This is a genomic window from Microbacterium sp. NPDC057658 (assembly GCF_042799975.1).
Lineage (GTDB): Bacteria > Actinomycetota > Actinomycetes > Actinomycetales > Microbacteriaceae > Microbacterium.
Genome location: NZ_JBHVHT010000001.1, coordinates 1,719,823 through 1,745,946, shown reverse-complemented (window position 1 = coordinate 1,745,946; position 26,124 = coordinate 1,719,823). Strand labels below are relative to the sequence as shown.

Annotated in this window: 24 protein-coding genes; 9 read left to right on the top strand and 15 right to left on the bottom strand. The window is 72.0% G+C overall.

Annotated features, from left to right (window positions below; all coding sequences use genetic code 11):
- Positions 1-12: 12 nt before the first annotated feature.
- Entirely contained in the window at positions 13-822 is an 810-nt protein-coding gene (locus ACFU8V_RS08250) for an RDD family protein (protein WP_025103037.1), read from the top strand.
- Between the two features lie 43 nt (positions 823-865).
- Here the strand turns inward: ACFU8V_RS08250 and ACFU8V_RS08245 are convergent, their stop codons facing one another.
- Positions 866-1,072, bottom strand: coding sequence for a DUF3499 family protein (locus ACFU8V_RS08245; RefSeq protein ID WP_025103036.1), 207 nt, complete (start codon positions 1,070-1,072; stop codon positions 866-868).
- A 77-nt stretch (positions 1,073-1,149) separates the two neighbouring features.
- On the opposite strand from ACFU8V_RS08245, the gene ACFU8V_RS08240 reads away from it, so the two are divergent.
- Positions 1,150-1,575 carry a hypothetical protein gene (locus ACFU8V_RS08240; protein ID WP_249521541.1) on the top strand — a complete coding sequence of 142 codons (426 nt, stop codon included), beginning with the start codon at positions 1,150-1,152 and terminating at the stop codon, positions 1,573-1,575.
- Positions 1,576-1,593: 18 nt separating this feature from the next.
- Here the strand turns inward: ACFU8V_RS08240 and ACFU8V_RS08235 are convergent, their stop codons facing one another.
- The 4 genes from ACFU8V_RS08235 to manA all read right to left on the bottom strand — a co-directional run bounded on the left by ACFU8V_RS08235 (position 1,594) and on the right by manA (position 7,711).
- Positions 1,594-2,976 carry a DUF5719 family protein gene (locus ACFU8V_RS08235; RefSeq protein WP_378870366.1) on the bottom strand — a complete coding sequence of 461 codons (1,383 nt, stop codon included), beginning with the start codon at positions 2,974-2,976 and terminating at the stop codon, positions 1,594-1,596.
- Positions 2,973-6,029 (bottom strand): glycosyltransferase, encoded by a 3,057-nt coding sequence (locus tag ACFU8V_RS08230; protein ID WP_378870363.1) that lies wholly within the window; start codon positions 6,027-6,029, stop codon positions 2,973-2,975. The genes ACFU8V_RS08235 and ACFU8V_RS08230 overlap by 4 nt, the downstream gene beginning before the upstream one ends.
- A gap of 82 nt (positions 6,030-6,111) precedes the next feature.
- Positions 6,112-6,429, bottom strand: coding sequence for a WhiB family transcriptional regulator (locus ACFU8V_RS08225; RefSeq protein ID WP_025103032.1), 318 nt, complete (start codon positions 6,427-6,429; stop codon positions 6,112-6,114).
- Positions 6,430-6,583: 154 nt separating this feature from the next.
- On the bottom strand, positions 6,584-7,711 hold the full coding sequence (gene manA / locus ACFU8V_RS08220) for a mannose-6-phosphate isomerase, class I (RefSeq protein WP_085607143.1): 1,128 nt from the start codon (positions 7,709-7,711) through the stop codon (positions 6,584-6,586).
- A gap of 68 nt (positions 7,712-7,779) precedes the next feature.
- Here manA and ACFU8V_RS08215 point away from each other — a divergent pair, with 68 nt between their 5' ends.
- Positions 7,780-9,195: an O-antigen ligase family protein gene (locus tag ACFU8V_RS08215; protein ID WP_378870359.1), complete on the top strand. Its 1,416-nt coding sequence runs from the start codon at positions 7,780-7,782 to the stop codon at positions 9,193-9,195.
- Positions 9,192-10,490, top strand: coding sequence for an O-antigen ligase family protein (locus ACFU8V_RS08210; protein ID WP_231729425.1), 1,299 nt, complete (start codon positions 9,192-9,194; stop codon positions 10,488-10,490). The genes ACFU8V_RS08215 and ACFU8V_RS08210 overlap by 4 nt, the downstream gene beginning before the upstream one ends.
- A 10-nt stretch (positions 10,491-10,500) precedes the next feature.
- Here the strand turns inward: ACFU8V_RS08210 and galE are convergent, their stop codons facing one another.
- Positions 10,501-11,490, bottom strand: coding sequence for a UDP-glucose 4-epimerase GalE (gene galE, locus ACFU8V_RS08205; RefSeq protein WP_378870355.1), 990 nt, complete (start codon positions 11,488-11,490; stop codon positions 10,501-10,503).
- Between the two features lie 146 nt (positions 11,491-11,636).
- Between galE and ACFU8V_RS08200 the strand changes: the two genes are divergently transcribed.
- From ACFU8V_RS08200 to ACFU8V_RS08190, 3 genes are read left to right on the top strand one after another with little or no spacing between them, the layout of a single operon-like run.
- Positions 11,637-13,547, top strand: coding sequence for a glycosyltransferase (locus ACFU8V_RS08200; protein ID WP_249521537.1), 1,911 nt, complete (start codon positions 11,637-11,639; stop codon positions 13,545-13,547).
- Complete coding sequence (locus tag ACFU8V_RS08195) at positions 13,544-14,506, top strand: glycosyltransferase (protein WP_025103026.1); 963 nt, start codon at positions 13,544-13,546, stop codon at positions 14,504-14,506. Before ACFU8V_RS08200 ends, ACFU8V_RS08195 begins: the two co-directional genes overlap by 4 nt.
- A gap of 1 nt (position 14,507) precedes the next feature.
- Entirely contained in the window at positions 14,508-15,113 is a 606-nt protein-coding gene (locus ACFU8V_RS08190) for a hypothetical protein (RefSeq protein ID WP_303708240.1), read from the top strand.
- A gap of 33 nt (positions 15,114-15,146) precedes the next feature.
- Here the strand turns inward: ACFU8V_RS08190 and ACFU8V_RS08185 are convergent, their stop codons facing one another.
- Genes ACFU8V_RS08185 through glf form a run of 3 tightly spaced genes read right to left on the bottom strand, consistent with a single transcriptional unit; the run spans position 15,147 to position 17,845 of the window.
- Positions 15,147-15,881: an ABC transporter ATP-binding protein gene (locus ACFU8V_RS08185; RefSeq protein ID WP_025103024.1), complete on the bottom strand. Its 735-nt coding sequence runs from the start codon at positions 15,879-15,881 to the stop codon at positions 15,147-15,149.
- Positions 15,881-16,699 (bottom strand): ABC transporter permease, encoded by an 819-nt coding sequence (locus ACFU8V_RS08180; protein WP_249521535.1) that lies wholly within the window; start codon positions 16,697-16,699, stop codon positions 15,881-15,883. Before ACFU8V_RS08180 ends, ACFU8V_RS08185 begins: the two co-directional genes overlap by 1 nt.
- A 9-nt stretch (positions 16,700-16,708) precedes the next feature.
- Positions 16,709-17,845: a UDP-galactopyranose mutase gene (glf, locus tag ACFU8V_RS08175; RefSeq protein WP_378870350.1), complete on the bottom strand. Its 1,137-nt coding sequence runs from the start codon at positions 17,843-17,845 to the stop codon at positions 16,709-16,711.
- Between the two features lie 152 nt (positions 17,846-17,997).
- Between glf and ACFU8V_RS08170 the strand changes: the two genes are divergently transcribed.
- Positions 17,998-18,885, top strand: coding sequence for a glycosyltransferase (locus tag ACFU8V_RS08170; RefSeq protein WP_378870347.1), 888 nt, complete (start codon positions 17,998-18,000; stop codon positions 18,883-18,885).
- Here ACFU8V_RS08170 and ACFU8V_RS08165 read toward each other — a convergent pair whose 3' ends face one another.
- From ACFU8V_RS08165 to ACFU8V_RS08155, 3 genes are read right to left on the bottom strand one after another with little or no spacing between them, the layout of a single operon-like run.
- The gene (locus ACFU8V_RS08165; RefSeq protein ID WP_378870344.1) at positions 18,886-19,620 is read right to left on the bottom strand and encodes a glycosyltransferase family 2 protein; all 735 of its coding nucleotides are present in this window, start codon (positions 19,618-19,620) and stop codon (positions 18,886-18,888) included.
- Positions 19,617-20,846 carry a lipopolysaccharide biosynthesis protein gene (locus tag ACFU8V_RS08160; protein WP_378870341.1) on the bottom strand — a complete coding sequence of 410 codons (1,230 nt, stop codon included), beginning with the start codon at positions 20,844-20,846 and terminating at the stop codon, positions 19,617-19,619. The genes ACFU8V_RS08165 and ACFU8V_RS08160 overlap by 4 nt, the downstream gene beginning before the upstream one ends.
- Entirely contained in the window at positions 20,843-21,793 is a 951-nt protein-coding gene (locus ACFU8V_RS08155; protein ID WP_378870338.1) for a glycosyltransferase, read from the bottom strand. The genes ACFU8V_RS08160 and ACFU8V_RS08155 overlap by 4 nt, the downstream gene beginning before the upstream one ends.
- 102 nt (positions 21,794-21,895) lie before the next feature.
- On the opposite strand from ACFU8V_RS08155, the gene ACFU8V_RS08150 reads away from it, so the two are divergent.
- Positions 21,896-22,912 (top strand): glycosyltransferase, encoded by a 1,017-nt coding sequence (locus tag ACFU8V_RS08150; protein ID WP_303708244.1) that lies wholly within the window; start codon positions 21,896-21,898, stop codon positions 22,910-22,912.
- A gap of 9 nt (positions 22,913-22,921) precedes the next feature.
- Here ACFU8V_RS08150 and ACFU8V_RS08145 read toward each other — a convergent pair whose 3' ends face one another.
- Genes ACFU8V_RS08145 through ACFU8V_RS08135 form a run of 3 tightly spaced genes read right to left on the bottom strand, consistent with a single transcriptional unit; the run spans position 22,922 to position 25,990 of the window.
- On the bottom strand, positions 22,922-23,305 hold the full coding sequence (locus tag ACFU8V_RS08145) for a DUF2304 domain-containing protein (RefSeq protein WP_025103016.1): 384 nt from the start codon (positions 23,303-23,305) through the stop codon (positions 22,922-22,924).
- Positions 23,302-24,042, bottom strand: a complete 741-nt coding sequence (locus ACFU8V_RS08140; protein ID WP_062766473.1) for a glycosyltransferase family 2 protein — start codon at positions 24,040-24,042, stop codon at positions 23,302-23,304. The genes ACFU8V_RS08145 and ACFU8V_RS08140 overlap by 4 nt, the downstream gene beginning before the upstream one ends.
- A 16-nt stretch (positions 24,043-24,058) precedes the next feature.
- On the bottom strand, positions 24,059-25,990 hold the full coding sequence (locus ACFU8V_RS08135; RefSeq protein ID WP_378870333.1) for a DUF6541 family protein: 1,932 nt from the start codon (positions 25,988-25,990) through the stop codon (positions 24,059-24,061).
- Between the last annotated feature and the right edge of the window lie 134 nt (positions 25,991-26,124).

The following is a 26,124-nucleotide window of genomic DNA, read 5'->3' as shown; positions in this document are numbered from 1 at the left end:
TTTACTGTACTCATGTCCGCGCAGATCGACGTCTCCGACGAGGTGCTCTCCGGAGAGGCGGTCGCGATCGACGTGCAGCCCGTGGGGTTCCTCCTCCGGGCGGCGGGGGCCGTGATCGACATGCTGCTGGGCTACGCCGTCTTCGTCGGATCGATCTTCCTGCGCCTCTGGCTCCTCGACATCGGCGTGCTCGACCCGGCCACGGATCGCATCGCCCTCGTGGCCTCCCTCGTCGTCAGCTTCGTCGTCCTGCCGATCACGATGGAGGTGGCCCTCAAGGGCCGCAGCCTCGGCAAGCTCGCGGTCGGCGGGCGGATCGTGCGGATGGACGGCGGCGCGGCGGGGTTCCGGCATGCGTTCATCCGCGCCCTGCTCGGTGTGCTGGAGATCTACCTCACCTTCGGCGGCCTCGCGGTCCTGGTCGGCGCCTTCACGGCGCGATCCCAGCGGCTGGGCGACCTCGTCGCCGGGACCTACAGCCAGCGGGTGCGCACGCCGAAGCTCTTCACCCCGGCTCCCGTCCTGCCTCCCGCGCTGGCGGGGTGGGCGCAGGTCGCCGACGTGGCCCGTCTCCCCGACCGCCTCGCCCGCCGCATCTCGCAGTTCCTCGTGAGCGCCCCGCGCATGCTCCCGGCGGCGCGCGAGCGCGTGGCGGCCGATCTGCTGGCCGAGGCGACACCGTACGTCTCCCCCGTGCCGGCCGCGCCCGCGGAGCTCGTCCTGGTCGGCGTCACCGTGCTGCGGCGGGAGCGGGAGCGGCGGGCGCTGGAGAACGCCGACCGTCGGGCGGAGAAGCTCACCGGGCGGCGCCTGGGCGTCTGAGGGCGGCCCGCACCCGTGGTTCTCCTCGAGCGGCGGTCTTCGGTCAGGCGCGGAGGGCCTCGTGACGCACGACCAGCCAGCCCGCGGGAACCGACAGCCGATCGGCATGCGGCGCGCACAGATCGTGCGCCTGCGGGTCGTTGGCCGCGCCGAGCGGGCCGAGCGCGGCCATCTGGTCGCCGTAGTCATAGGTGAGGGTGGCCACGGCCTCTCGCGCGCAGCCGACCTTCGAGCACAGTCGTCCGTCCATCACCGTCAGCGTACGGCTCCCGGCCGCGCGGGCGGCGGTGCCGCGCCGGGCGGGTACGCAGCGCCTAGACTTTCGGCATGCCCCGTCGTCGATCCGCCTCCGTCTCCGGTGTCCGTCGCGGCGCGCGACACGGCCGGCACGGACGGCTCGGCCGCAGCGAGGTCGTGAAGCCCCCGCTCGCCCCGCTGGACGGGCGCATCGACCGCTTCGACCTCACCGTCGGGACCGCCGTCGAGTTCCTCCGCGGCACGTGGCCGGAGCTCCAGGACGTCCGCTTCGAGATCGGTGCGCTGCCGAGCGCCGAGGCCGACGGCGAGGTGCCCCGCTGGCACCTGGACCGGGACCGGCGGAGGATCGTGCTCTTCCGCATCCCGATCGAGCGCCTCCTTCCCCCCGGCCACGACGACGCCACCCATCGCCGGCTGGCGATCGAGAGCGCCGTCTTCCGTGCCGCGGCCGAATACGTCGGCCGCGAGCCGTGGGACCTGGGGCACGATCACTGAACGCGCCGCCCGCCCTGCTCAGGGATAGACGGTGATCGAGTTCTCCACCCCGGCGGGCGCGGGGACCGGCAGGACCGCCAGCGCCCCGGCTCCCGTCAGCGTCACCGCCGCGTGCACCGGCCCCGCGGGCTGGAGCAGGTAGGACCGATCGGCGCGGACCTCGACCGCGCGGGTGCCGCCGGCCGGAACGGTGATCTCCTGCGGAGCGTCTCCCTCGATCGTGCGGAGGGTGACCGTGACCTCCTCGTCCGCGGGGTTGGCCAGCTGCAGCTTCGGGCTCGGCCCCGCGGGGACCGCGAAGGCCACCTCGGTGTCGATCTGCGGTGCGGGCGTCACCCAGGCGAAGTCGGAGTCCGCCCCGAAGCCGTCCTGCTGCCGGACTCCGGCGACGACCGGTGCGTCCGCATCGATCTCCACGGTGTAGGTCCCGGGCTCCAGTCCGCTCAGCGACACCTGCGTCGGCTCGTCCGCGGTGAGCGGCACGACGAACTCGTCGAGTCCGGCGGCACCGCTCTGCCCCGTGACCCGCACGCGCGCCGTGGCGTCCGCTCCGGGGGCGAGCAGGCGGAGGACGGTCATGTCGCCCTGGTCGCCCTCGGTCTCGAAGGCCTGCACCCCCGGGAGGACGAGGTGCTGCTGCGGGCCGGCGACCGCCTCCTGCTGGTCCGCGCCCACGGGGTCGAGCACCCGCATCAGGGCGGACTGCAGCACAGCACGCACGGGGGCTCCGACGGCGCTGACCTTGACGACGGGCACGTCGTTGCCCGCCGCGACGGAGGTCAGCGGAAGGGCGGTCTGCGTGCGCGGCGGCACGATCACCGTGCGGCCGCCCCGAGCGGTCCCGTAGACGGCGAGCGTCACGGTCGCCGCGACATCGGAGGCGTTCGCGAGCAGGACGACGTCCTCCGCACCGGTGCCGACGGACCCGCCGATCAACCACGACTCCAGGCGCGGCACGCCGCAGGGCGAGGCCGCGAGGCCCGCGAGGTCGTCGGCGGCGAGCCTCACCGACTCCGCTCCGGCGATCAGGGGCGCCGACCGGCCCTCCATCGCGCCGGTGAGCACGGGGACGTCGTCGCCGTCCACGAGGTCAGGGGCGGCGAGCCCGGACGACGTCGGTGCACCCGACGTGCCTCCCGCGGTCACCCGTGGCGTGCCCGCGGCGCGCATCTCCAGCGGCGCCGCCGTGTTCCGACCGAGGGCGCGGAAGTCGCCGGAGCACAGCAGGACGCTGTCCCCGGGAAGCGGCGTCACCTGCTCCTGTGCGGGCTCATGGGTCACGGTGGGCCACGGGGCGTGCACCGCCGCGACCACCCCGACGACGCACGCCGCCGCGACCACGACGCCGGTGGCGAGGCGCGCGCTCGTGGCGACGACTCGGACTGCGCGCGTGCCGGTCATCGGTCCTCCTCCGCCGTGCGGGCGTCGTCCTGGCGTGCGGCGACCGGGCCGCCGTGCGCGTCGGGAGCACCCGTGGTGTCGTCCTCATCCGCCGCCTGCGGCGGATCCGCGCCGTCGTCCCCTGGTTCGGCGTCCGCGATCGGGGCAAGGGCCTCGTCGCGGAGAGCCGGTTCGTCCTGCGGGTCCTCCACGGCACCCACCGGGGGCTCGTCCACGGTCTCCGGCTCGCGATCCTCGGCGTGCCGCGGGAGCACCAGCGGCTCCTCGGGCGCTCGGCCGACGATGCGGGACCGCGCCCGCGCGGCGCGCCGCGACGCACGGGTCGGGATGGACAGCAGCAGGGCGGCGAGGACGACCAGCAGCTGGACGGTCACGACGAGGCGCGCCGTGCCCTCCGCGCTCCCGCTCAGCTCGGCGGGCGCGGCGGGCTCCCCCTCGAGACGCCACAGGACGCCGCGGTCGGTGGACCCGGCCTGCATGAGACCGGCGCGCTGGTCGATGGCCGCCACGGACGCGGTCCGCAGCGACCGGGCCCGATCCCCCTCATCGTCCACCGCCGCGAGGAGCACGTAGCTGATCCCCCGGTCGAGCAGTTCCGAGGGCGCGTCGAAGTCGCGGGCCGAGATGAGGTCCACCGCGAGGGTGGAGACGTCGTCGCCCTGGGGCTCGACCGCGGTCGAGAGCATCGTCGTCTGTGCGCCCAGGGTCTCACTGGCGCCGTGGACGACCTCGACGGCGAGCCCGCCGTCGTTCTGCGGCGTGAGGATGAGGGTCGCGACGGGCTGGTCTCCGGCCGCCTGTGCGCGCACGTACGCCGGAAGCGTCGATTCGGGACCGTTGGTCAGCGCGGATCGATCGGTGTGGAGCGCGGTGAGGGCAGGTACGGCGCAGGCGACGAGTGCGAGAGCCGCCACACCCGTCGCGGCGACGCGGAGCCGAGGCAGCGGGAAGGCCGTGTCCAGGGTGACCGTCGCGGCGCCGACCACGCCGATCCACGCGAGGCTCAATCCGGTGCCCGGCCAGATCGGGACGGCGGTGCCCTGCGTGAAGGCGACGCTGACGCCCACGGCGAGGAACGCGGTCGCCAGGCCGGTCAGGGCGACGACCAGGAGAGTGATGCCGGCGCGCCACCGCGGGGACACGGCGGACCCGAGGGCGAGCAGCGCGAGCGGAGCGCACAGCAGTGCCGCCCAGGTGCCGGGGACGACCGTCGCCCAGCCGGCGAGATCCTCGGTCGGGAACCCGGTGGCGAGGGCGAGACGCCCGGCGGCATCGGCCGCGGCCTGCGGCCCGAGCCAGGTCAGGCCGGGGTCCGCGAACAGGCCCAGGGGGGTGCCGTGGGCGAGCTGCCAGAAGACCAGCGGCGCGAACAGGGCAGCCGTGGGCAGGGGCAGCCAGAGAAGGCGGCCGGCGCCGCGGAACTGCGCGGTGCCGAGCACGATCCCGAGCGCCACGACCCACAGCACGGCGAGCGCCGGCGCGAGGACCGGTGCGCACGCCACGACGGCGGCGAGGAGCAGGGACGCGCTGCCGGCGGCGCCCCAGGAGCGGTGTGCGACGACCGCGGAGTGGAACAGCCACGGCAGCAGCAGATGCACGAGGACCGCGGCCGGTCGGCCGTCGACGAGCGCGGTGAGGAAGGTCGGCGCGAGGGCCCACGCGATACCGGCGAAGATGCGCAGACCGGCACGATCGGTGACCCGGGTGGCGGCGAACCACCCGCCGAGGACGGCGAGGGGAAGCGCGAGGATCCACAGCAGGACCACCGCGAAGGAGGGCGCACCGGGCCACAGCGAGCCGAGCAGGGCGACGACGGCGGCGAACGGATCGGCGGGGCCGACGACGTCGAGACCGACCCCGCGCATCCCCCAGGCCGCGTCCCGCCACAGCGCGCCGACGGTCTCCCGCAGCGGAAGCAGGCCGCCCCCGCCCAGCGCCGGCCAGGCGAGGAGGCTGGTGAAGGAGGCGATGCTCACCACGAGCGCGGCCAGGACCGCCCACGCCCCGCCGCCGGAGAAGAAGCGGAGCTCGCTGACGGCTCCGTGCTCGCTGCCGTGCCCGTCGTCGAGCCGGCGTCGCAACTGCGACGGCGTGACCCGCAGCGGGGCGATGCTCGCCCATGTGGAGGAGCGGAAGGACCGGATCCGAGCCCGCGATCGGGCGACGGCCCCGAACCGGAGCATGGCGGTGAGGGCGGCTCCCCACTCCGGGAACACCGCCTCCGGCCGCTTGCCGACGAGATGGGTGAGGGAGCGCCAGAGCGCGAGGGGCAGGAAGGTCAGCCAGTGCAGGGGGACCGCGGCCGCCGGGGCGTAAGCGAGACGCCGGTGCAGTTGCGCGAGGCGGGTGACGAAGGCACGGCGGGATCGCCCTGTCGGCAGTGCCGCCGGACCGTCCGGAGCGGCGGAGACCCGCGCCGCCGGGGCGAGCACGACCCGACCACCTCCGAGCCGAGCGCGCACGCCGAGATCGAGACCCTCGTCCGCGCCGGCCAGGGCGGGGTCGGGGCGCAGGGCCTCGCGCACCTCGCCGCGGATGAGCAGGCCGCGGATGTCGGCGCCGAGAGCGTCGTCCATCCGATCGTGCTGGCCCTGGTCCAGCTCCCCCGCCGCGAGCTCCACCGCGCGGCCGAAAGTGGTCATGCTCACACCCAGGGACACGATCTCGCGGTCGTTGTCGGTGGCGACGAGCTTCGGGGCGACGATCGCGGCGGACGGCGAGCGCTCCAGCATGCCGGTGAGGCGCTCCAGGGCGCGCGGGTGCGGCGCAGTGTCCTGCGCGAGGATCCAGATCGCGGAGCCGTCGAGGATGCGGGGGCGCGCCAGGTCGATGGCCTCGGCGAAGGACGTCGAGGGCCGCGCCTCGATGATGCCCTCGACCGTGGCGGCGACCGCTTCGCTCTCCCGAGCGGTGGCGGCGTCGCCGCACATGATCAGCGTGACGGCCGCGGGCGGGACGGTCTGGGCGCGCACGGCGTCGAGCGTGCGGAGGAGCTGGGCGCGTGCGGAGGGGCCGGGGCGCGCGACGATGAGGGCATGAACTCGGGCTGGCATGACGTGGTCAGCCTATGCGCGCTGTCACGCCGGGTAGCGCACCGCTCCCGGCGCGCCCACGAAGCCGCGCGGCGGAGAGGCGTCAGCTGGCGCGGCGCTTGAGCTTGCGACGCTCGCGCTCGGAGAGGCCGCCCCAGATGCCGAAGCGCTCGTCGTTGGCCAGCGCGTACTCGAGGCACTCGCCGCGCACGTCGCACGAGGTGCAGATGCGCTTGGCGTCGCGCGTGGAGCCGCCCTTCTCCGGGAAGAAGGCCTCGGGGTCGGTCTGCGAGCACAGGGCGTCGCTCTGCCACGCGAGGGCGTTGTCGTCGTCCGGGTCGGACCGGCGGACCCCGGGGACACCGAGGTTGACCGGATCGACGAACCAGTTCTCCGGCACATCGGAACGGTATCCCGTCATCTCGACCTCCAACCCTTCAAAAACCGCCCCCCTGGCGGGCCGTGCTCACCTAATTACACCCGTGTCATTCGCTCCGGTCAAGTCGCGGATCGTAAACCCTCAAGCGATTCTTGAAGGTTCATGGACGTCTCTCGGCGTGTCGCGCCCGCGCGGATCAGTGCCCGGGGGTGGCCACGAAGGCCTCCCCCGTGCCCGAGAGCGTCAGGCGGCGCTCCTCGGCATCGGCGAAGGCGACCGCACCGACCCGGAGCGCGATGTCCGCTCCCGACTCCGTGGCCACGCGGACCGCACCGCCGGTGGCCAGCACCATCGTCGGGCCGTCCACCTCCACGGCGATCGGCTCACCGTCGAGGCGCACCCGGCGGAGGGCGAAGTCCGGCACCGGCACGGAGTACGTCGTCACGGCCTCGTCGCCCTCCGGCCGCAGCACCGGCACCTCGCCGGGCGTGGTGTCCAGGATCGCGAGCAGCTCCGGCACGTCGATGCGCTTGGGCGTCAGGCCGCCGCGGAGCACGTTGTCGCTGGCCGCCATGATCTCCACGCCGAGACCGGAGAGGTACGCGTGCAGCAGGCCCGCCCGCAGGAAGACGCCCTCGCCGCGACGCAGCACGAGATGGTTCATGAGCAGAGCGACCACGACCCCCGGATCTCCGGGCGAGGTCTCGGCGATGGCGGCGACGGCGCGCAGCGACGGGTGCTCCTGACCCGCGGGTCCGTCCGCGGCACGGCGGACGGCGGCGATGACCTCGTCCACCGCGGTCTGCGCCTCTCCCCCGAGCAGCCACCCGATCGCGTCTCCGAGCGGGTCCGCCGCGCCCGTGAGCCGCTCGCGCAGGGACCGCACCCCGGGGACGTCGTCGAGGGCGTCGAGGAGACGCAGGGTGTCGGCGACCGGACGCAGACCGCTGAGCGATTCGAAGCGCTCGCTGAGGGCGACGAGGAGCTCCGGCTTGTGGTTGTCGTCGCGGTAGTTGCGTCGCGGGTCGTCGAGCGGCAGGGCGCTCTCCCGCGCCCAGCCGGCCCTCGCCTGCTCCTTCGTCGGGTGCACCTGGATCGACAGCGGCCGCGCGGCCGCGAGCAGCTTCAGCAGGTAGGGCAGCGTGCCACCCGTCACCTCGTCCAGCGTCCCTCCGCCGTCGAGGTCGGCGGGGTCGCCCGGGTGGTCGCCGAACCACACCTCGGCCTCGGGCGCCCCGGACGGCACGCGCCCTTCGAGTTCGGCGAGGAGCGACGGCGACCCCCAGGCGTAGTCGCGGGGCACGTTCGTGAGGCTGCGCAGCATGCCCCCAGCGTAGAGCCCGGGGCGACGGACGGGTCGGATCCGGGCCCGTCGAGGTAGCCTGAGTCGCGATGGCCCAGTACACCAAGCACCCGGTGGCCGCCCCGCCCACCGCGCCCGAGCGCGAATCCACGGGGCACCTCCTGCTGCGCGGGTACGTGATCGCCGTCCTCTTCGTGGCGTTCGCCCACTCCGCGGTCTACAACCTGCTGGGAGAGGTCGGCGCGGCGATCACGCTCGCACTCTTCACCGCGGCCACGCTGGCGATCGGGATCCCGATGCTCGCCCGGAACCGTCCGCAGCCGTTCCGCTGGCGCCGGCTGCCGTGGGCGGCCCTCGGCTACGCGGCCCTCGCCCTCCTCTCCGTCGTCTGGTCGCAGTGGCGTGTGCCGACCGTGGCGACGGGCGTCCTGTTCGCCGCGGTCACCGTGAACGGCCTCTTCATCGCGCACGTGCTCACGTGGCACGAGATCGTCCGCGCCCTGTCCTCCGCGTTCAAGTGGATCCTGGGGCTGTCCCTCGCCCTCGAGCTCTGGGTCTCGCTCGTCCTGCACGGCCCGCTGCTGCCGAACTTCGTCGACCTCCCGCCGGGGAAGATCGACCCGCAGTGGTACTGGGTCCGCGACAACCTCTTCGACGGAGGGCGCATCCAGGGCATCCTCGGCAACGCGAACCTGCTCGGCATCGTGTCGCTCTTCGCCCTCATCACCTTCGGCGTGCTGTTCGCGGCGAGGTCCCGCTGGCGCACGACGCTCGCGCTGTGGATGCTGCTGGCCGCGTACTTCCTGTTCCGCACGGCGTCGGCCACCGCCCTCGCGTGCGCCGGGGCCGCCGCCGTCGTGCTCCTCGTCGCCCTGCTCATGCGGCGCGCCGCCTCACCGGGCGCGCGCACCCGGATCTACGTCATCGCGATCGGGTCGACCGCCGTGGGCGCCCTCGTGCTCTGGCTGCTGCGCGAACCGCTGCTCGGCCTGCTCGGCCGCAGCGCGGATCTGACCGGCCGGTCGAGCAAGATCTGGGAGAAGGTCCTGGAGCGCGTCGCGGAGCACCCCGTGATCGGCAACGGGTTCTCGAGCCCCTGGGTGCCCACCGACCCGGCATTCGACGGCTGGATCGTCGACCACGGCATCACCGTCTTTCACGCCCACAACATGTGGTTGGACGTGCTGCTGCAGCTCGGCATCGTCGGCCTCGTGCTGATGGCCGTCGCGTACGGCAGCCTGCTCTGGCGCTCCTGGTTCTTCGCCGTCGACCGGCCGCGATGGGATCTCGACGCGCATCGCCCCTACTCTCCGCTGACGCTGCTGCCCAGCCTGTTCACCGTCGTGCTGCTGGTGCAGGGGCTCACGGAGTCCACCCCGATCATGCTGTGGGGCTGGCTGCTCCTGGTGCTCCTGTCCTTCAAGCTCAAGTCGGTGCCGCTGGTCGGCGTCGGCGAACGGGACCTCGTCTTCGAGCGCGGCGCGACGCCACGGCGGGTGCCGTGACGACGGGGCATCGCCTCGCCCGCCTCCTCGGCTCGGCGGAGATGGCCAGGGCGTTCACGCTCGCGGCGCTGCTGGCGGTGTTCGGCTCGTTCGCGATCGAGCGGATGACGTCGGCGGTCACGCTCGCCACCGTCATCACCGCGCTCTGCCTGCTCGGCGCGGCGATCCTGTGGGTGCGGCGGGAGGAGCTGTCCGCGCTGCGGATCGCGCCGTCCTCGCTGCTGGCGTTCCTGGCGTGGGCGCTCGTGAGCCTGCTGTGGACGACCGACCGCTCCGACACGATCCTGGGCTGGCTGTCGCTCTTCGGCTACGCCTTCCTCGCCATCACCATCGGGCACGTCCGCGACACCCTGCAGACCGTGCGGGCGCTGGGCGACACCCTCCGCGTGCTCCTCGGCATCTCGCTCGGGGTCGAGATCCTGTCCGGGATCCTCCTCGACCTCCCCTTCGCGTTCCTCGGCATCCAGGGCAACCTCGCGGCCGGCGGACCCATCCAGGGCCTGTTCGGCAGTCGCAACATGCTCGGCTTCATCGCCGTGCTCGCCCTCATCACGTTCGTGATCGAATGGCGCACGCAGTCGGTCGACCCGCCCCTCGCCGTCGGCTCTGTCGCCCTCGCCGGCGGCCTCGCGTTCCTGTCCGCGTCGCCCACCGTGCTGGTGCTCGCCGGCGCGGTCGGGGTGGTCACGGTCGCCCTCACCATCGTCCGCCACACCCCGCCGGCGCGTCGCAACGTCGTGCAGTGGGCCCTGGGGGTGCTCGTCGCGCTCGCCCTCACGGTGGCGTTCGCGTTGCGCCACCAGATCATCGCCCTCCTCGACGCCGGCTCGGACTTCTCCATGCGCGCAGAGCTGTGGAACATGATCCTGGACTTCGTCGCGGTCAAGCCGATCACCGGGTGGGGGTGGTTCGGCGACTGGGCACGCGGGGAGTACCCGTTCACGTTCATCAACTTCCAGCTCGACGACCGCCACCAGAGCGCGCTGAACGCGTTCTTCGACGTGCTGCTGCAGCTCGGCGCCGCGGGTCTGGTGCTCTTCCTCCTGCTCGGCGGCATCGCGCTGATCCGCTCGTGGCTGGTCGCGAGCGTGCGCCGCTCGGTCGTCTACGCGTGGACGCCGATCACGCTGGTGACCCTGGCGGTCGACTCGATGTTCGAGAGCTTCACGCTCGTGGACGCCGGCTGGTTCATGCTCGTGCTGTGCGCCCTGCGGGCCGGACAGTCCCGGTCATGGCGGGAGAACATCGACGCCGCCCACACAGGCGCCATCCCGACGCTGCGCCCGCAGGAGTGAGGCGTCGGGCTCAGCGGACCGTCGGGAGCTTCTCGGCCCAGGCCAGTGCGTCGCGCACGCCGTCGTCGACGGAGCGCTCCGCGCGCCAGCCCAGCACGTCGCGCGCGCGATCCACGACCGCGAAGGCGCCGGCCTGGTCCCCCGGCCGCCGCTCGGTCTCGACGACCGGCAGCGGGGCGCCGGTCACCCGCTCGAACGCCTGCACGAGCTCACGGACGGTGACCCCGTCGCCGGTGCCCAGGTTGATCACCCGGTAGGGCTCGGTGGGCGTGGCGACCTCGTCGAACCGCGTCACCGCGGCGACATGCGCCAGCGCGAGGTCCCAGACGTGCACGTAGTCGCGCAGGCCCGAGCCGTCCCTGGTCGGCCAGTCCGTCCCCGTGATCGTGAAGGGCTCGCCGGCCGCCCGCGCCTGCATGATCTTCCCGAGCGCATGGGTCGGCCGGGGGTTCTGCAGGCCGGTGCGCAGCTGGGGGTCGGCGCCGATCGGATTGAAGTAGCGGAGAGCGATGGCGCGGAAGTCGCCCGCGGCCGCGGCATCGGCGAGGATCTGCTCGACCATGGCCTTGGTGGTGGCGTACGGGCTGGAGGGAGCGATGCGGCCGCTCTCGTCGACCCCGTCTCCCGTCTCCCCCGCGTAGATCGAGGCCGACGAGCTGAAGACGATGCGGTGGATGCCGGCGTCGCGGAGACGACGGAACAGGATGATCGACCGGCCGACGTTGGTGTCGTAGTAGCCGAGCGGGTCCGCCACGGACTCCGGCACGACGACACGCGCGGCGCAGTGCACGACCGCGTCGATGTCCGGATGGTCGCCCAGCAGCCGATCGAGCACCGCGGCGTCGGCGATGTCGCCCACGTACAGGTCGCGCCCCGCGCCGAAAGCGGCGAGGCCCGTGGACAGGTCGTCCAGCAGCACGACCTCGATCCCGGCCTCCAGGCACGCGGTCGCCACGGTCGATCCGATGTAGCCGGCCCCGCCGGTGATCAGTACCTTCATCGCGGTCAGTCTAGCCAGGCGCGTCGTGCGCGCAGGCGGGGCTCTCCGCAGATCCGAAGGAGACCAACGGTAGGCTACTCACTGCTCGTCGAGTCGCGCGCTGCCCTCCGGCAGCGGCTGCGGCACCAACAACGGAGAACCTCCCTGTGGCCCACGTCCTTCAGAACGTCGTCTTCCCGCTCGATCGCGACCCCGACCTGCTCCCGCTGTACGCCGACCCCGAGACGTGGTCCGTGATCGAGGACGAGCCGGTCCGCGTCTCCAGCCGCGCACATCTCGGCAACATCCTCGGCCGCCACCGCGCCCGCATCGTCGCCGGGCGCCGGGTCTCGCTCGGCACCTACTTCAACGCCTTCCCCGCCTCCTACTGGCAGCACTGGACCAGCGTCCGGGAGGTCCGCCTCACCGTGCGCACGACCGGCCCGGCGACGGTCCTCGTGTACCGCTCGAACGGCTCGGGCGTGCGTCAGCGCGTGGCCACGCGCGAGGTCACCGGCGAGGCGACGACCTCCTTCGACCTCGACCTCACCCAGTACAGCGACGGCGGCTGGATCTGGTTCGACATCGTCGCGGACGAGAAGCCGGCCGTCCTCGAGGGCGCCGAGTGGACCACCGAGCAGGAGCCCGCCCGCACCGGCAAGGCGTCGCTCGGGATCACGACCTACAACAAGCCCGACTACTGCGTCGAGACGCTGCGGGCGCTCGCGGCGTCGCCGGACGCGCTCGAGTTCGTCGACCGCATCTTCCTCGTCGACCAGGGCACGCAGCTCGTCGCGGATCAAGACGGGTACGCCGAGGTCGCCGAGCGGCTGGGCGAGACCCTCCAGGTCATCCGGCAGGGCAACCTCGGCGGGTCCGGCGGCTTCGCCCGCGCCATGCACGAGTCCCTCCAGCGGCCGGAGAGCGACTTCGTCCAGCTGCTCGACGACGACGTGCGCATCGAGCCGGAGTCCCTGCGCCGTTCCATCGTCTTCGGGCAGTTCGCGACCACGCCGGTCCTCGTCGGCGGGCACATGTTCGACCTCCTCGACCGCCCCAAGCTGCACGGCTGGGCCGAGGTCGTCGACGAAGAGCCGTTCATGTGGCGCAACCTCTACCAGGAGAAGATGCCGCACGACTTCGGGGCGGCCAATCTGCGGCAGTCCCCTCTCCTGCACATGCGCATGGACGCCGACTACAACGGCTGGTGGATGTGTCTGATCCCGCTCGACGCCGTCCGCAAGGTCGGGCTGTCGCTCCCCGCATTCATCAAGTGGGACGACGCGGAGTTCTGCCTGCGCGCAGGCGAAGCGGGCTTCGCGACGGTGTCGATGCCCGGAGTCGCCCTCTGGCACGTGTCGTGGGTGAACAAGGACGACTCCATCGACTGGCAGGCCTACTTCCACGCCCGCAACCGCCTCGTCGCCGGCCTGCTCCACTCGAACGCTCCCCGCGGCGGCCGCCTGCTCGTGCACAGCCGCCGGGTGGACCTCAAGCACCTCATGATGATGCAGTACTACCCCGTGGCCCTGCGCGCGAGAGCACTGCGGGACGTGCTGTCCGGCCCCGACCACATGCGCCGGAACCTGGCCACCGCGATGCCGGCCGCACGGGCTCTGGCCGCCGAGTACCCGGAGACCGTGGTCCACCGCGATCCCGCCCGGGTCCTGCACTCCCGCCACGGGCGCCAGGTCTTCCAGCGGCTGGGGCGCAACCAGTACGACAACCCGACCGGGATGCGGCTGCGCATCTTCACGCTGAAGACGCTCGTCTCGCACTGGATGCACCGCCCCGACCCCGCCAACGTCGCCCAGCCCCAGGTGGAGTTCGGCAAGGAGGACGCCCACTGGTGGCGTGTGCCGCACTTCGACAGCGCGCTGGTCAGCGCCGCCGACGGCTCGGGGAAGAACATCTACACGCGCGACCGCGCCAAGTACCGCAGGATGCTGCGGGAGACCATGCGCCTGCACGCCGAGCTGCGCCGGCGGTGGCCGGAGCTCCAGCGGCAGTATCGGGAGGCACTGCCCGAGCTCGTCTCGCCCGCGTCCTGGCAGCAGATCTTCGAGGAGAAGGCATGACCGTCGAGTCCCCCGTGTTCGACCCCGCGAGCGCGGCGATCGTCATCGTCACCTTCAACCGCTCGCACCTGCTCTCGGGACTCCTGACGAGCATCACCGCGATGGATCCGAAGCCGGGCCGCGTCATCGTGGTCGACAACGCCTCATCCGACGACACCACGGATGTCGTGGAGTCGTTCCGGGACGACATCGGCACGGAGCTGGTCTATCGCCGGCTCGACACCAACACCGGCGGCTCCGGCGGCTTCAGCGAAGGCATGCGCACGGCGTACGACCTCGGCGCCGAGTGGATCTGGATGATGGACGACGACGTGGAGGTGCTCCCCGACGGTCTCGCCCGGATGGGCGCCTGGGCTCCCCGGTTCAAGAGCATCCAGGGGCGGCGCTACGACTACGACGGCAGCGAGTTCTACTGGCAGTACCGCATCGCGGAGCGCATGGGCATCCCGATCCCCTTCGCCCCGGCGGGATTCGACTCCTCCGGCTACAAGGAGATGAACAGCGGCTGCTTCGAGGGGATGTTCATCCACCGCTCGATCGTGCAGCGGATCGGGCTCCCGGACCCGCGCTTCTTCATCTACTGGGACGACCAGATGTACGGCTGGCTCGCCTCGCGCCTGACCACCGCGGTCATCGTGGACGAGTTCGTGCTGCGCCGCACCCGCGAGATCCGGCAGTGGGACATGGGCATCCGCCACATGAACGCGTCCAGCAACGCGTACCGCTACTACATCATGCGCAACCGCGGCTTCATCAAGCAGTACTACCGGGTGCACGGCGTGTACAACCCGGTGCTCTTCGGGCTCGGGACGACCGCCACGTTCTTCAAGGAACTGATCCGTCTCGTCTTCGTCGAGCGCACGGTGCGCGGCACGAGCAATCTGTTCCGCGGACTCCGCGACGGCGGCCGCATCGGCCGCGACCGCTCGTGGCAGCCGATGAGCCCCCTGGAGGCCTGAGATGGTGGAGCCGCAACCCGAGGTGCGGTGGGCGCCGCTTCCGCCTCGCCCCCGGAACCGCGGACGCATCTGGCTGATCGTCGGCCTCGCGGTCGCGGCCCTCGCGATCGTCGGGCTGCTGCTCTTCTTCCTCCTCCCCCGTGACGGCGCCCCGGCGCCCGGCGCGAGCGCGAGCCCCTCGCCGTCCGCCACCGCCTCGTCGACCCCGACGACGGCGCCGTCGTCCCCGACCGCGCCGTCGGGAGCCGCTACGCCGGAACCCACGCCCATCACCACGCCTCCGCCCGTCGGCGACCCCTCTCTCGAGGTCTTCCGGGACAAGGTCGGCGGGTGGCTGACCGCCGCCGAGCGCGGCCTCGACATCGTGGACGAGAACCGGAACCAGGACGCCCTCCCCGTCGTGGACTCCCTCCAGGAGGACGCCCAGCGGTTGGGCGATGCGGTCCCCCCGTCATCCATCCAGGACGCCTGGCGCTCCGGGGTCGAGACCTACGCGGAGCGCCTCACCGCCCTTCGGACGGCGCTCGAGAGCGGTTCCGGCATCTCCGGTGCCCTCGACAGCGCCCGGTCCGCGGTCGCCGAGCTGCGCAGCGTCGCCGGGTTCTGACGTCGCCCCCGTCCGCCCGCGCCGCGGGGTCGGTCAGACGGCGTAGTCGGCGTTGTAGCGGTCCAGCACCTCGGCGATCGGCGCGTCCAGCGCGAGCGTGCCGCGGTCGAGGTAGAGACCGCGAGTGCAGAAGCGCCGGAGGTCGCGCTCGTTGTGGCTCACGAAGAACAGGGTCCGGCCGTCGGAGAGCAGCTCGTCGATGCGCTTGTAGCACTTCTCCCTGAACGCCTTGTCGCCCACCGCCAACACCTCGTCGACGAGCAGGATCGGCTCGTCGAGCTGGGAGACGACGGAGAACGCCAGCCGTACCTTCATCCCGTTGGAGAGGTGCTTGTAGGGCGTCTCCTCGAACCCGGCGAGCTCCGCGAAGCCGATGATGTCGTCGTAGCGCCGCGCGATCTCGTCCTTGGCCATGCCGTGCAGCCCTGCCGTGAGTCGGACGTTCTCCCGCACCGTCAGGTCGCCGACGAAGCCTCCGGTGATCTCGATGAGCGGTGCGACGCCGCCGTTGACCCGCACGCGCCCCTCGTCCGGAAGCAGGACGCCGGCGACGAGGCGCAGCAGCGTCGACTTGCCCTGTCCGTTCCGTCCGACGACGCCGATCGACTCCCCCGGCTGCACGGTGAAGGAGACGTCGCGGAGCGCCCAGAACTCGCCGGGGCGCGACCGGCGGGAGGCGCCGCCGAAGAGATCCTTGAAGCTCCGCCGCCCGCGCCGGTTGCGCCGGAAGCGGACGCCGAGACCCTGGACATCGATCGCGGCGTCCATCACAGCTCCTTCAGCACGGGGCGCTCGAGACGCCGGAACGCCCAGACGCCCAACGCGAGGATCAGCAGGCACATCGCGACGCTGACGGCGAGGGTGAACGGGTTCCACTGGTCGGGGAAGAACGGCATGCGGTACAGCATGAAGATCCCCGCGAGGGGATTGAACGCGCCGAGGGTCTGGAAGATCCCGGGGAGGTCCGTGACGTTGTAGATGATCGGGGTCGCGTAGAACATGGCCCGCAGGATGAGGGCGGTGGTGCGCTCGAGATCGGTGTAGAGGACGCACAGCGGCGCCACGAGCAGTCCGAGCCCCACCAGCAGCACCGTCTGCAGGAGGATCGCGACCGGCAGCCACAGCATGCCCCAGCCGATCTGCACGACCTGTCCGGGGTCGCGTTCGAAGATCAGGTTCGCGACGATGAACAGCGCCAGCACCGGAAGGGAGAAGAGGTACTCCATCCCCTTGCTGAGCACGATCCGGTTGACCCAGATGGATCGCGGGATCGCCGTCGAGCGGACGAGGCGGGCATCCTTCTTGAACGCGCGCGTGAAGTCGGACACGGAGCTGTTGAACCACACCCAGGGCAGCAGGGCGCTGATGAGGAAGATGATGTACGGCTCCTCGCCGACATCGCGCCGGAACACCTGCGTGAAGACGAACCAGTAGATGGCACTCATCACGAGCGGGTCGAGCACCGACCACAGGTAGCCGAGGAAGCTCGTCGCGTACCGGACCTTGAGGTCGCGGGCGGACAGCAGCCACAGCGAATGCAGATAGCGCCGGGGCGTCCCGGGCGCCCCGACAGCAGCGTGACCCACGATCCGAGTCTAGGAGAGGGTGTTGTTCCAGAGCGACAGCGCCGACCCGATGGCCATGTGCATGTCGAGGTACTGGTACGTGCCCAGGCGGCCGCCGAAGTGCACGTCCTTCTCCCCCTTCGCGAGCTCACGGTAGGCCAGCAGGCCCTCGCGGTCCGTCGGGGTGTTCACGGGGTAGTACGGCTCGTCGCCGCGCTCGGCGAAACGCGAGAACTCCCGCATGATGACGGTCTTGTCGGACTCGTAGACGTCCTTGCGCTCCGGGTGGAAGTGCTTGAACTCGTGGATCCGCGTGTATGGCACGTCCATGTCGGGGTAGTTCATGACGCTGGTGCCCTGGAAGTCGCGGACGTCGAGCACCTCCTGCTCGAAGTCGAGCGTGCGCCAGCTCAGGGCTCCCTCGGCGTAGTCGAAGTAGCGGTCGACGGGACCCGTGTACACCACGGGGACCTGGCCGACGGTGGCCCTCTTGCTCAGCGGCTGGGACTCGTCGAAGTAGTCCACGCCCAGCTTCACCTCGATGTTCGGGTGATCGGCCATGCGCTCCAGCCACGCCGTGTAGCCGTCGGTGGGCAGGCCCTCCCAGGTGTCGTTGAAGTAGCGGTTGTCGTAGGTGTAGCGCACGGGCAGGCGGCTGATGATGTCGCCGGAGAGCTTCTGCGGGTCGGTCTGCCACTGCTTGGCGGTGTAGTCACGGAAGAATGCCTCGAACAGCGGGCGGCCGACGAGGGCGATGCCCTTCTCCTCGAAGTTCGACGCGGACTTCACGTCGAACTCGCCGGCCTGTTCCCTGACCAGCGCGCGGGCCTGGTCGGGGGTGTACGCCGCCTGGAAGAACTGGTTGATCGTCCCGAGGTTCACCGGCATCGGGAACACGACGCCCTTGTGGGTCGTGTAGACGCGGTGGACGTAGTTCGTGAACGACGTGAAGCGGTTGACGTACTCCCACACCGTGGCGTTCGACGTGTGGAAGAGGTGGGCGCCGTAGCGGTGCACCTCGATCCCGGTCTCGGGCTCGGCCTCACTGTAGGCGTTGCCGCCGATGTGCGCGCGGCGGTCGATGACGGTGACCTTGCGGCCGGCGTTCGCGGCGCGCTCGGCGATGGTGAGGCCGAAGAAACCGGAGCCGACGATGAGGAGGTCCATGCGTGATTCTTTCCTGTCTGGCGCCCCGTCCGGGGACCCGTCGCGGCCGCCCGTCGCGGGGCGGCCGTTGGCCCTCCCATGCTACCTGCGACGACGGGCGGCGCCGGTCAGCGGCGCCCCGCCGGCGCCGGGCTTCGTATGCTGAAGGGACGATGACGATAGATATCATGCTGCCCTTCTGGGGGGACCCCACGCTGCTGCGCCGGACCGTGGAGTCCGTCCGCGCGCAGACCGACGGCGACTGGCGCCTCACGGTGATCGACGACGCCTACCCGGACCCCGCGGTGGCGGAGGCCTTCGCCCGCCTCGACGATCCGCGGATCCGGTACCGGCGGCATGACGAGAACGTCGGCATCATCGAGAACTTCCGGGAGAGCGTGCGTCTGGCCGACGCCGACCATCTGGTCGTGCTGGGCAGCGACGACCTCCTGCTGCCGGGGTACGTCGCCGCGGTCCGCGCCGCCATCTCCCGCCATCCGGACGCCGCCGTGGTCCAGCCGGGCGTTCAGGTGATCGACGAGAACGGCGCGCCGTCGCTGCCGCTCGTCGACCGGGTGAAGCAGCGGATGCTGCGGCCGGACACCGGTGCCGGTGACGTCGAGCTGAGCGGGGAACGGCTCGCGACGAGCCTGGTGCGGGGCAACTGGCTCTACTGGCCGTCGCTCGTTTTCCGGACCGACGCCATCCGTGCGCACGACTTCCGCGACGACCTGCCCATCGTCCTGGATCTGGCGATCCTCCTCGACATCGTCTTCGCGGGCGGATCGCTCGTCGTGATCGACGACGAGGTCTTCGCCTACCGACGGCACACCGAGAGCGCGTCGCAGAAGGCCATCCTCGACGGTTCCCGCTTCCGGGACGACCGCCGGTTCTTCCTGGAGACGGCGCGACGGGCCGACGAGCGCGGCTGGACGACGACCGCCCGCGCGGCCCGGGCCCGCGTGTTCGCGCGCCTGCATGCCCTGACGACGGTGCCGACCGTCATGCGACGCGGGGACGCCGAGGGCCGCCGCGCCCTCTGGGCGCACATCCTGCGCTGATCAGCGCCGGACGGCCGACCCCCACGCCCGCAGCAGCATCACGCGGGCGCGGAGCACCGCCCCGATCCCGCGGGGCTGGGACGGGGAGGCGTTCGCATCGTGGATCCGCCGCCGGATCGTCGGGGCCTCGATGTGCGTCATCGTGCGGTGCGCGTTGCCGACGAGCGCGATCCAGAGATCGTGGCTCTCGTCGAGGTACGGCGGGAACGGCAGGACCCGGTCGAGGGCGTCGCGGCGGACGGCCATGGCGCAGCCGTAGTACGGCGCCATCCCGGCGAGGATCCGCAGCGCGTTGCGCACGCCCTGCCGCGACCATGTCGCCCGCAGCCGCCAGGGCCGGCGGGTGATCGGGTTCGGGAGCGGATCGTCGGAGCCGAGCAGCACCAGATTGGACGCCGCGACCGCGGAGTCCTCGAGCGCGGCGAGGAACAGGGCGCGCCGACCGGGGATCCAGACGTCGTCCTGATCGGACAGCATCACGACGTCGCCCGTGGCCCGGCCCAGCGCCTCCTCGAAGGTGCGGACGTACCCGCGATTGTCTCCCCGCGCGTGCACCCGGATGCGCGGATCGTCGAAGCCCGCCAGCACGGCGACCGTGCCGTCGGTCGAGGCGTCGTCTACGACGACGACCTCGTCCTGGGGCTCCAGCTCCGCGAGGATCGACTCGAGCTGCGGTGCGAGGTACCGCTCGCCGTTGTACGTGGCCATGCACACGCTCACCCGGATCGCACTCACGACGCGGCCTCCTTCGCTCGTCTGCGCAGCTCGGCACGGAGCACGAGCACCTGATACCCCGCGACGCACAGCTCCGACGCCGCCACGGCCCACGCCACCGCCGGCACGGATCCGGCCGCGGCGAAGAGGAGGATGAGCGGAGCCCCGACGAGCGCGCCGATGAGCGTCGAGACGGCCAGCGCGCGCACCCGGCCGACGACGACCAGGCAGGCGTAGCCGACGATGGCCGCCGTGGCGATGCCGATGAAGGCGACGCCGAGCGGCAGCGACACCTCCCAGGGGACGGTGATCGCGCCGACGGAGAGGATCGTCGACGCCCACGGGCTCAGCACCGCGATGCACGCGCCGCCGATGATCCCGATGACGACGGCGGCGCCGGCGGCGATCCGCGCCCGGTGCCGGTAGTCGGCCTCCGGGTCAGGCACCCATCCCTGGAAGAACTGCTGGATGGGCAGCAGGGCGATCGAGGCGTACTTGAACAGACGGTCGGCGACGGCGTACATCGGCTGCAGCGCGGGGAGGAACGCCTGCACGGCGACCATCGGCAGGGTCACGTAGAGACCGCTGACGAGCGTGGCGGAGACGGCATGGCGCTGTCCGCCGAGCACCTCCCGCAGCGGCACCCGCGGATGCGGGGATGCCGACGAGCCACGGAGGACGGTCACCGCGTCGATCACGACGGCGCCGACGAAGCCGAGTCCCTGGGCGACCAGATACACCCACAGCTCGCCGGTCAGGACGGCGCCGACGATTCCGACGACGGCGCCGAGGACGGTCGGCAGCGTGTCGCAGAGGAGCAGCCGCAGGGGTTTGCCCTCCCCCGTGAAGTACCACGCCGCCCCGAGGTTCGGCAGCAGGTACACCGCGGCGCCGAGCACGGGGACGAGGACGTCGCCGCGGATGAGCAGGGCGAGGATGACCGCGATCACCGGGAACACGAGCAGATAGAGCAGGGCTCGCGCGCGGAGGGACGTGCGATAGAAGGCCTGCCGGCCTTCGATCGGGATGCCCGCGACGGTCGCGGCGCCGGTCGCGCCCCAGCCGAAGGCCACGAGGATCCCGCCGAACTGCGACACCGTCTGGATGAGCGCGAGGGTGCCCCAGGTGGTCTTGCCGAGAGAGGCCGTGAGGAGGGGGATCGAGATGATGCCGATGAGCGTGACGACGCCGACCGAGACGGTGAACCCGCTCAGGCGGCCGGCCGCGGAGCGCACGGCCCCGCTCACGCCCGCTCCGGCGCGATGACGGGTGCCGTCCACCGGATCTCGGCGGCGACGGGGGCGAGCGCCGCGGGCATCCGGCCCATCCGTCCCCGGAAGGCGGCGACGGCCGCGGCGCGGTACACGCGCAGGAGCGCCCGTCGTGGCTGCGCGACCCAGACGGCGTTGACGAAGTGGATGCCGTCGAGGAGGGAGTCCCGGATGATCTGGCGGGGAGCCACGAGGAGGTACTCGCGGTTGAGCACGATCCGGTTCCGGACACGGTAGAAGTAGCGGAAGGGGGTGCTCAGGGTGATCTCGGGCGGGATGCCGGGCAGCCGCACCGCGCGTCCCCACAGCTCACGGCGGTACTTCGTCCCGAGCGCGTGCTCCATCCGCACGCCGCCCGCGGCGAGGACCCGCCATCCGCGGCGGCGCAGCCGGAGCTCGAACTCCGTGTCGACGAGATCGATGAAGAAGTCCTCGCGCAGCGCTCCGACGGCCTCGACCACCGGCACGGGGAGGAGCATCCCGGACTGGATCACGTTGGCGGCGTCGCCGTAGGGCGCGTCAGGCCCGCGCTGCTGCCGCACCCCGGCGAAGAACTCCGGGACGACGACGCCGACGCGGGCGCCCGCCGCCGTCGCGGCGTCGTGGGCCGCGAGCAGCGCGGCCACGAAGCCCGGCGCGATGTGCGAGTCCTGATCGAACGTCAGCACGAACCCGGCTCCCGCCTCCTGCGCCCTGGCGATGCCGTCGTTCAGCGCTGCGGCGATGCCGTCGTTGGCGGGGCGTCGCACCACCGTGGCGCCGTCCGCGGCGAGCGCCGACAGCACGGAGTCGGCGGTCGGGCCGGAGCCGTCGTCGACGACGATCACGCCGTCGACCTGCGGGGCGACCGAGGCGACCGCCTCTCTCGCGGATTCACCGGGCCGGAAGGTCGAGAAGACGGCCCAGACACGCGAGGCGCTCATCCGAGGCGCACCGGACGGGGGACGGAAAGCAGAGACTCCAGCATGGCGCCTTTAGACTAGCCTCATTCGCTGATCGACCCCGCAGACCCGGAAGGCCCTCTCGTGTCGACCTCCCCGTTCGGCACCATCGTGCTGGCCGCCTACTCCCCCGATCCGGAGCTCTTCCGTCGTCAGCTCGCCTCCCTGCGGGCACAGACCGTGGAGAACTGGGAATGCGTGATCTCGGTGGACGGCGATCCCGCGCCTGTCGCCGCCCTGGTCGAGGAGATCACCGAAGGGGACGGTCGCTTCCGGATCGTCGGCGACGGATCGCGGCTGGGTTTCTACCTGAACTTCGAGCGCGGCCTCCTCGCCGTCTCCGAGCGCAGCACGTGGATCGCGCTCTGCGACCAGGACGATCGCTGGGACGCCGACAAGGTCGAGCGTCTGCTCCCCCACCTCGACGAGGTCTCGCTCGTCTCCGCCCAGGCGCGGATCGTCTCGTATCCCTCCGAGAAGGAGACGGGGCGCACGACCCGCCGCGATCACGGCCCGCTCTTCACCCTCCTCTCCAACGAGTTCACCGGCTCGCTGTGCCTCTTCGCCCCGGAGCTGCTGGCGACCGCCCTCCCGTTCCCCCGCGCCTCGACGAGGGTCGCGACCCACGACCACTGGCTCGCGGTCGTCGCGGCCGCCCACCGGGGCACGCGCATCGTCGACGACGTCGTGCAGGACTACGTGCAGCACGACGCCAACGTCTTCGGCGACCCGAGCCGGCTCGGCGGCGGCAGCATCCGCCAGTCGGTGCGCAACATCCGCGACCAGGCGGAGCGCTACGAGGGCTCCCGCTCCCCGCGGGCGATCGCCCGGATGACCTTCTGGACCTATGTGGGCTGGCGACAGCTGCTGGTCGACACTCTCGATCGACGGATCCCGGCGTCCCGCGTCGACGCCCGTCGCGACCGGATCTTCGGCGACGACCGTCGGTTCCGCGCGGCATCCGCCCTGCTCCGGGTGGCGCGGCGGCGTGGCATCGTGCCGGCGCGCTTCGCGCTCGAATATCGCGCGAGCTGGCTGTGCGGAGCGCTCAGCGGCGGGCGCCGCGCCGTCCGTCGTGCCGTCGACGCGACCGGCGTCTGACGGCGGAGCTCAGTCGCGCTCTCCCGGCGCGCTGCGCTCCTCGAGGCCGGCGGTGCGCTGCTCCAGCCGCTCCAGCTGAGTGCGCAGGATCGCCGATTCCTCCGCGAGACGGCGGGTCTCCTCCTCGACCTGGCTGAGCTCCCAGGACAGGTGCAGCGCGACCCCGAGCAGCAGCAGGATCGCCGTCGCGAAGAGCAGGTTCGACGGCACCTGCACGCCGAGGAACGCCGTGAGACCGGCCAGGAGCCCCGGGAAGAGCCCGACGATGAGCACCGAGACGGCGATGATGAGCCACAGCACCGCGTACTTCTCGCGGAGCCGTCGCGTGAGCAGCATCCAGAGGACGATGACGAGGATGAGGACGGCGAGGGCGATGCCGACGAGGACGATCATGCGCGCGGTTCTCCCTTCCGCGAGCCGGTGCGTCGCATCGCGGCCAGCAGCAGGGCGAACACCGACCTCAGCAGGTAGACGGTGGAGCCGAGCGGACCCTGGCTGGGGGTGCCGTGGGCGCGGGGGCGCATCGCGACACCGACCTGAGTCACCGTGAGGCCGGAGTGCAGCGCCGCGACCAGGGAGTCGAGCGTGTCGCCGAGGTACTCCGCGGGGTAGTACCGGACGTACTGGTCGATGGCCCGCGCGTTGGCGGCGCGGAATCCGCTCGTCACGTCCGTGAGCCGGGTCTTCGCGATCCGTGAGACCACCGAGGCGAGGAAGACCATCGCCCACCGGCGCGGCCCGCGGACGGAGTAGTCGCCGACGTCGGAGAAGCGCGCACCGATCGAGATGTCCGCCTTCTCGAGGCCGCCGAGCACCCGCTCGATGTCGCCCGGGTCGTGCTGCCCGTCCGCGTCCACCTGGATCGCCGCGGCGTACCCTTCGCGCGCCGCGTAGGTGAACCCGGTGCGCATGGCCCCGCCCACGCCCAGATTGAACGGCAGCGACAGGACGGCGGCGCCGGCCTCCCGTGCCGCCGCGGCGGTGGCGTCGGTGGACCCGTCGTCGATCACGACGACGTCGTAGCGCGACGACGCGGCGCGGATCTCGCGGACGGTCGTCCCGACGTTGTGCTCCTCGTTCCACGCGGGCACGAGGACGAGGACACGGTTCGCACGTGTCTTGTCGGTCATGTCAGGATCTCCGAGTTCAGCCCAGACCGCACGCGGTCACTTCGTACAGTCTGGCATCGCCTTCGCTGTCGACCAGACGCACCACCCGGGAATCCTCCAGCTCATCCAGACCCGGGAGCGGATGCGAGCCGTTGTGCACCTCCCGGTCGCCGAAGTCCAGCACGAAGCCGACGCCGGTCTCGCGGAGGGCATCGCACACGTCGGGCTGCGTCTCGGCGTCGGCGAGATGGTCGTTCACCGTCTGGGCGTCCTCGGAGACGTCCACGAGGATGTGCGGCATGAGCACCTCGCGGCCGCCGATCGCATAGGCCAGCGCGGTGCCCGTGTAGGGGTTCCCCGCGATCTTCTCCCCCGCCGGGACGTGGGCGGGGAGTCGTTCGAGCAGCGCCATCTCATCGGCACTCACCAGTGCGGAGTCGTCGTCCAGCGCGAACCGTCCGTGCGCCTGCTCCACGGCGTGCGGCAGAGCGGGCAACGGCAGCAGGACCGCGCCCACGACCGCCAGGGCCGCGCCCGTGAGCGTGCGGGCCCTCACGGCCTCGGGGCGCGCCGCCGCCCAGCGTCGTGCCACCGCCTCGACGGTGCGCGCGACACCGAACGCCGCGAGCGGGACGAGCGCCACGCCGAAGACGGCGGCGAGCCGCGGCCAGTTGTTGTACCAGCTCCCGGTGAGCGCGTCGCGGAGCGTGCCGAACGGCGAGGCGATCACGATCACGAACAGGGCGGCGCCGATGATCCACGACGCCACCGTCACGAAGACCGGCCCGGTGCGCTCCCGGACGGCCCACACCAGACCCAGCAGGATCGCGAGGGCGACGCCGATCGACACCGTGCCGTAGAACATCGACACCTGCGCCACCTCCTGCACGGCCTCGGCCGGGCTGAGCGCGGTCGGCCACAGGCGCGTGGGCAGCGGCGGGCGGAGGATCTTGAGCAGCAGCAGCCCCAGGCCGAGGTACGCGAGCACTCCGACCACCAGCCCCGTGCGTGCCCGACCCGCGGGGTGTCCGCGCCAGAAGCGGACGGCGAAGACGCCGACCATCGGGACGGACAGCGCCAGCCACGCGACGAACCCGCCGGGGTGTGCGAGGGCGACCCCGGGGATCGCGCCCAGGAGGACGAACCCCCACCAGCCCGGCGCCCGCTCCCCGGCGGTCGCCCCGATCCCGAGCAGAGAGGCGGTCGCGGCGAGCGCGACCGGGGCGAGCGCGAGCGCGAGCTGGAACGGGTAGAGCACGCCGTAGTCCATCGGGAGCAGCGGGAACATCGGCACCGACGCGCTGACGAGCGCCGCGCTGACCGTGACGGCCGCGGTGGCCCCGGCGAGCACCCGCGAGAGCAGCACGGCGCCGAGCGGCCACAGCACCGCGGCGATCACGAGCGTCTGCGCATTGACCACGGTGGGGATGCTCGCGCCGCTCAGCTGGACGACGATGGCGGCGGTGGCGTGCCAGACCGACGGGTAGAACGGCACGCCGCCGTTGGGGCTCGTCATCTGGCCGAGTTCGAGGGGCGAGGCGGCGCCGGTGTCGAGGATGTAGCGGATCGCGTTGAGGTGGAAGACGTTGTCGAACGTCTGGGAGATCGCCGTCGGCGCTCCGATCACAGAGAGTGTCTGCCCGCCGATCACGATCGCGGCGAGGACCAGGGCGAGCACCGTCCACCACGGTGAGAAGGAGCGCGGCGCCACCGGGCGCGTCGTCGTCCTGCGTCGCACGAGCAGCACACCGGCGCCGATCACGACCGCCAGGACGAGGCTCGGAAGGATCGACCACCCGAGACCGAGCCATCCGGCGACGACGCTCGCGCCGCCGATCACCGTCGTCGCGAAGGCGGGGGCCGCGGCGACGGCCCAGAGCCCCCGGAGCCCGATCACCCAGGCGAGCGACCCTCCGAGAACCGCGTACACCGCGAGGAGGACGACGGCAGGCCACAGCAGTTCGAGCATTCCCATTAGTTCCAGATCTCTCGCGGACGACCGGATCAGGATATCCCGCGGCCATGGTGATCCCCTGCGTGGGCCAGGACCGGGCGAGGCGGGACGAGGCGCGCCCGGGACTTCCGGGAACAGTGTGTCAACAT